The following is a 5670-nucleotide window of genomic DNA, read 5'->3' as shown; positions in this document are numbered from 1 at the left end:
GGGGAGCCATATCGGCAGGCCGCCCTGGCGCGCGAGAGCCACCAGACGGCGTTCCTCGGGCTCACCCACGTCTCCTGCCTCGAGGTAGTACGCGCGGTTCTCGGCGATGCGCCGCAGCACGAAGTTTGCAAACCCCGCAGCGCTCTTCGCGCGCGTCCGCACAAGCTCCACGCCCTGGCTCACCGCCGCACGCGGCTCCGTTCCCAGATATACGAGCTCGAAGGTCGCGACGCGCAGGGCATTCCGGATGCGCGCGTTCATGCGGCCGGGCTTATCGCAGTATGCGTCGATAAGATCGTCGAGACAGCCGTAGCTCGCTACGACGCCCAGTACGAGCCGCATCGCAAGACCTGCATCGCGCCGCTCGAGGGCGTGCACGTCCGGTGAGGCGTCGAGCGCGTCACGTGCATAGGCGCCGGTTTCCTCCAGCTCGAGCAAGATGTCGAGGGCGACCCGACGCGCCGGTGAGAGCTCCGTCATGCAAGCCGCTCCCACGTGCCCATGCGCTCGCGCAGGCCGGCTGCCCATGCCGCTGCCTCCATAGCGCGCTTGCCATCGGGTTTGAGCTCGGTGACTTCGAAGACGCCGTTAGCGCAAGCAAGGTACAGGCGCTTGCCTTTGACCTCGAACGTCGCAGAACCGGCGGCAGACATGTCCGGTGCCACCGTCGCCGCGAGCACGCGCACGGGCCTGCCGCCGATGACGCAGCGGGCAGGCGCAGCATCTGAGGACGCGAGCACGCGCAGCGTGTTATCGCGCGCCGACGCCGCGGGGTCGAGGAGCATCTCGGCTTTCGCAATCTTCGCGGCATGCGTGACGAGCGCTTCGTCCTGCACCTGCCAGGTGGCCGTACCGTCGACGATAGCAGGCAGCGTGCGCACCAGAAGCTCGCCGCCCAGACTTGCGAGCTCTGCGGTGAGCTCGTCTGCCGTCTTGCCTGCAACCGAGCACGACGCCTGGGCGCAGTAATCGCCCGTATCGACGCCTTTGCCGATGCGCATGATCGAGACGCCCGTCTCCTCATCACCCGCGAGGATCGAGCGCTGGATGGGGGCGGCGCCGCGCCAGCGGGGCAACAGGCTCGCATGGACGTTCACGCAACCCGCAGGCGCCATGGTAAGCACTTCGTCGGGCAAGATGCAGCCATAGGCGGCGACGCAGAACACGTCGGCATTCTGCGCACGCAGCTCATCCAAAACCTCAGGCGTCATGCGCGACGCCTCGAGCACCGGCAAGCCTAGCTCGAGCGCCGCCACTTTCACTGGTGAGGGCTCGAGCTTCTTGCCGCGCGAGCGCACGGCGTCGGGGCGCGTCACCACGAGCGCGACGTCGTAGGCAGCGGCGAGCGCTTTGAGTGACGGGACGGCGAAGCTCGGCGTCCCCATGAACACGACGCGCATGGGCTCCTCCTAGTTCGTCTCGCCGGGCATGGCACCGCGCGCACGGGCATCCTGGTAGTCGCGCATAGCGTGCACGCGCTGCATGGGCTCCAGGCGCTCGAACATCGTGATGCCGTGCAGATGGTCGATCTCGTGCTGAAGGCATACGCAGAACAGATCGCCCTCAGCCTCATAGCGCATGAGGTTCGCATCGAGGTCGTACGCTTCCACCACCACGCGGTCCGGTCGCTTGATCTCGCAGCTGATACCAGGGATGGAGAGGCAGCCCTCGGAAAACGGGACGAGGCGATCAGACTGCTCGACGATTACCGGATTCACGAGAACGATCGGGTCGTAGGTCTCGCGGGAGTCGTATTCGGTATCGATGATCACGAGCTGAATGAGCTCGCCCAACTGCGGGGCGGCAAGTCCGCAACCGCTGCTTTCGAACATCTCTTCCTTCATGCGCTCCGCCAAAGCGCACACCTCGGGGGTAATCTCTTCGACGGGCGCGCATTCCTGGCGCAGACGCGGATCGGGCGAGATGACGATGCCGTTGATTTCCATATTGCTATCCTTTCGCAGGACTCAGAGCCGAATGTTCCTATTGTATCCGCTCAATGGCATGCTATGCACGGGCATATACGGTGAATGCCCGCCATTAGGGACGGGGGTTATTGGCTGGCAGCCATTGGGGACCGTGCATCTTGGTCGCGCTACATGAGGTCATAGGGGTCGATATCCACAACGACGCTCAAGCCCCGCTGCTCCCCCACCTCGGCGAGAACCGAGGAGATCGCCTCGGAAACAGGGTAGCCGACCGGGCATTTCACCAGCAGATGGAACCGGAAGCGATCTTTCGCGCGCTCAATGACGCAGGGTGCGGGGCCGAGCACGACGGGTGCCTCGAGCACGGAGAGCGAAGCCACGGCAGCGGGAGCCGAAGCCTCGCGACCGAACAGGTCGACGAGCGCAGCTGCGAGCGAGCGAGCATGCCGCTCGGCGAGCACACGGTCGCGACCGCTCACCACGATGTGCGCAAGTCGTACGTACGGCGGATAGAGCGCCTCGGCGCGCATCTGACGGTCGTGATCGGTGAAGATCGATCGATCGTGCGACGCAACCGCGCGGATGACGGGATCATGCGGCAGGTAGGTCTGGATGATGACCTCTCCCGGGCGCTCACCGCGGCCGGCGCGACCTGCCACTTGCTCAAGCAAATCGTAGGCGCGCTCGCTCGCCCGGAAATCGGGCATCTTGAGGGCGTAATCGGCGTTCACGACTCCCACAAGCGTGACTTCGGGGAAGTCGAGACCTTTTGCGATCATCTGCGTGCCTAAGAGCACAGCGCACTCCGCGGCGTCGAACTCCTCGAGCAGCTTCGCGTGGCCATCCTTGCCGCGCGTGGAATCGGCATCCATGCGAATGACGGCGACATCTTTCGGCAGGATCTGCAGCAGGGCGTCCTCGACCTGTTGCGTGCCTACCCCCATCTTCGCCAGATAGGGACTTCCACATGAGGGGCACTTCGACGCCGGCGACGGATACGCCTGCACATGATAGACCGCGCCGCAGGTGTGGCATTCGAGCGTATGGGTGCGCTCGTGGTAGGTGAGCGCGGTGGAACAGTGCTTGCAGGTAGGGACGCAACCGCATTCGCGGCACATGAGGAAGGGAGCGAATCCGCGACGGTTATGAAGGAGCACGGCCTTCTCGCGTCGCTCCACCACACCCATAAGGGCATCGTAGAGCGGCTTCGAGAACATGGAGCGGCTGCCGCCCGCGAATTCGCGGCGCAGGTCCGCGACGACGATCTTCGGCAGCACAGCGCCGCCGGGTCGCTCATGCATCTCGACGCGCTCCCAGCGTTGGCCGTCGAAACTCCCACGCCGGCAGCGGGCGAGTGCTTCGGCGGAAGGCGTGGCGGAGCCCAGCACGAGCGGGCAGCCGTAGCGGCGCGCCATTCTCGCGGCGACCTCGCGCGCATGGTAGCGCGGAGCGGAACCCTGCTTGTAGCTCTGCTCGTGCTCCTCGTCGATGATAATGAGGCCGAGGTCGCGATGCGGGCAGAAGAGCGCAGAACGTGCGCCCACCACCACGCGCGCCGCGCCCGCGCGCACCATGTCCCACTGGTCGAGGCGCTCGCCTGCGGAAAGACGTGAATGGAACACCGCCACAGCGTCGCCGAAGCGCGAGCGGAAGCGCCCGACCGTCTGCGCGGTGAGCGAGATTTCCGGCACGAGCACGCAGGCGGAACGTCCGCTCGCCAACACGCGCTCGATAGCGGAAAGGTAGACCTCAGTCTTGCCGGAGCCGGTCACGCCGTCGATGAGGACGACATCGCCCGCCTGCGCCGCGCGCGCTCGCTCGATGGTCTCGAGCGCCGAGCGCTGGCCTTCGGTAAGCTGCTCGGGCACCTCGGCACGGGCGGAGGAGAGCCTGCTCTCCCCGTGCGCGACACCGCGCCACGCACGCCGCTCCTCGACCGTCACCACGCCCTTCTTCTCAAGCGTGCGAATGGCGGCGGACATGTCGGTGTAGAGCGCGTTGAGCTCGCGCGTGGTCACCGGTCCCGCGCTCAGCGCTTGGACGAGCTGGCGTTGGCGTGTGGCGCGCGCGGGAGGCTCAAAGGCGCGGCCCGCGTCGGTCAGCGATACCCATCGTGCGCTCGCCTCTCGGGTTGTTGGCCGCTCAAGCCTATAGGTTCCATCTTCATCGCGCTTGAGGCGCGGGCTTGCGCCCGGGGGCAAGAAGAGGCGCAGGCACTCCGCTGGGGCGGCTACGTACTCTTTCGACATCCAAAGCGCGAGCTCTGCGGATTCCTCGCTGAAGAGCGGGTCGGTAAGGATGGTGCGAACGGGTTTTACGCTCGAGAGCTTGAGGCCCTCGGTACCGGGAAGCTCCGCTAGCGAGGACGCAAGCGCGACTACATAGCCCAGCGCAGGCCTGTTTCCAAAGCTCACAAGCACCGCGCAGCCCACCTGGACGCGACCGGACATATCGCTCGGCACCGCGTAGGCGAAGGGTTCTGCGAGCGCGCGCGTGGGGATGTCCACGAGCACGGAGGCGAACGCGGGAGGGTCGGCCTGGACGGTGGGGAGCGTGCTGGGCTCCGAGGCGCCATCTACCCCTATGTCGAACAGATTTGCTTGCCTCATCGCTTCCCTCCCCTCGCGCACCCGCGCCAAGCTAGACCCGAACCCTGACCGATCTACAGCAGCGCCTCATACTCACGTCGCTGGTGAAATACCCCGTACAGCATAACCCGGCGGCGAGCATCATCGACGATGTATACGATCACATGATTCTTGAGGGCAAGCACCCGATACCCGCGGCGAGAAAGAGCTGCGCTACGAGCCATTCTTCCCATGTAGGGAAATCGAGCAAGTCGCTCCTTAGCCTGCTCGATCTCCTCAAGAAACGACTCCGCCGGTTTCAAGCTTCCGCCGACCTCGAAGAGATACCACATGATCTCTCGCGCTTGGTTTTCAAACGTCGCAGTGGCGACTATTTCGTAACGATCATCCGCGCTCATGAAGCCGCCTGCTCCATATGGCGCATCTTTTCCAGATCGCCGCGCAAAGCGTCAACGACATCATCCGCAGGGCTGACGCGACCTTCCGCAGCATCGCGTTCGGACTCCGCAAGCGAATTCAATAAATCGAGCTCCGCAACCATGCGGTCATATTCCTCGAGCCCGATCAGGACGGTATCCCCGCGCCCGTTGACGGTCAAGATCGTAGGGCGCCGCTCCTCCCTGCAGATACGGGATATCTCGGCATAGTGGTTTCTCAAATCAGAAGAAGGCCTAATATCCGGAGCCATGGCATCCTCCCAACCGATAAAGGCTCATAGACATATTTTATCAGAATATGTCTATATATACGCATACCGCAGCTGAAGCCGAGCAGGGAACCTACGCGCGCAGATCGAGCTCCATGAGGTGTGCCGCGTGCACGACACCATCCCCGTAGTGCAGGGTAAAGACGCCGCGATCCTCATAGCCGTGCACGAGGTAGAGACGCACGGCCGGCTCGTTGTTGTCGAACACGTCGAGCCGTAACGTGGCAAAGCCCCGCTTGCGCGCCTCCTGAGCCGCAGCTTCGAGCAGGACGGGGGCGATGCCCTGGCGACGGCACGCCGGATCGATGACGAAGAGGTGCAGGACGCCGACCTCAGGCTGCGGCACATCGACGCGCCAGGACGCGACGGCGTACGTGGGATCATCCGCGTTATCGATGACGCACGCCCCCGCGATGACGCCCGCGCGCTCCGCCAGGAGCAGCTCGCC

Annotated in this window: 7 protein-coding genes; all 7 read right to left on the bottom strand. The window is 64.7% G+C overall.

Features of this window, described 5'->3' with window-relative positions:
• On the bottom strand, positions 1-480 hold a 480-nt coding region (locus QZ079_RS07675; RefSeq protein ID WP_297037225.1), incomplete at its 3' end, for a transcription antitermination factor NusB.
• The gene (gene fmt, locus QZ079_RS07670) at positions 477-1400 is read right to left on the bottom strand and encodes a methionyl-tRNA formyltransferase (protein ID WP_297037223.1); all 924 of its coding nucleotides are present in this window, start codon (positions 1398-1400) and stop codon (positions 477-479) included. The genes QZ079_RS07675 and fmt, both read right to left, overlap by 4 nt.
• 9 nt (positions 1401-1409) lie before the next feature.
• Positions 1410-1946, bottom strand: a complete 537-nt coding sequence (def, locus tag QZ079_RS07665) for a peptide deformylase (protein ID WP_297037221.1) — start codon at positions 1944-1946, stop codon at positions 1410-1412.
• 149 nt (positions 1947-2095) lie between these two features.
• Positions 2096-4537, bottom strand: a complete 2442-nt coding sequence (gene priA / locus QZ079_RS07660; protein WP_297037220.1) for a primosomal protein N' — start codon at positions 4535-4537, stop codon at positions 2096-2098.
• 53 nt (positions 4538-4590) lie between these two features.
• A complete protein-coding gene (locus tag QZ079_RS07655) occupies positions 4591-4914 on the bottom strand; it encodes a type II toxin-antitoxin system RelE/ParE family toxin (RefSeq protein ID WP_291288572.1) in 324 nt (107 codons plus the stop codon).
• Positions 4911-5204, bottom strand: a complete 294-nt coding sequence (locus QZ079_RS07650) for a type II toxin-antitoxin system Phd/YefM family antitoxin (RefSeq protein WP_291288571.1) — start codon at positions 5202-5204, stop codon at positions 4911-4913. The genes QZ079_RS07655 and QZ079_RS07650 overlap by 4 nt, the downstream gene beginning before the upstream one ends.
• A gap of 91 nt (positions 5205-5295) precedes the next feature.
• On the bottom strand, positions 5296-5670 hold a 375-nt coding region (locus tag QZ079_RS07645; RefSeq protein ID WP_297037218.1), incomplete at its 5' end, for an N-acetyltransferase.

The sequence above is a fragment of the uncultured Enorma sp. genome (assembly GCA_905210055.1).
Taxonomy (GTDB): domain Bacteria; phylum Actinomycetota; class Coriobacteriia; order Coriobacteriales; family Coriobacteriaceae; genus Enorma.
Note: the sequence above shows the minus strand (reverse complement) of the source record. Positions and strands in the feature narration are given on the sequence as shown.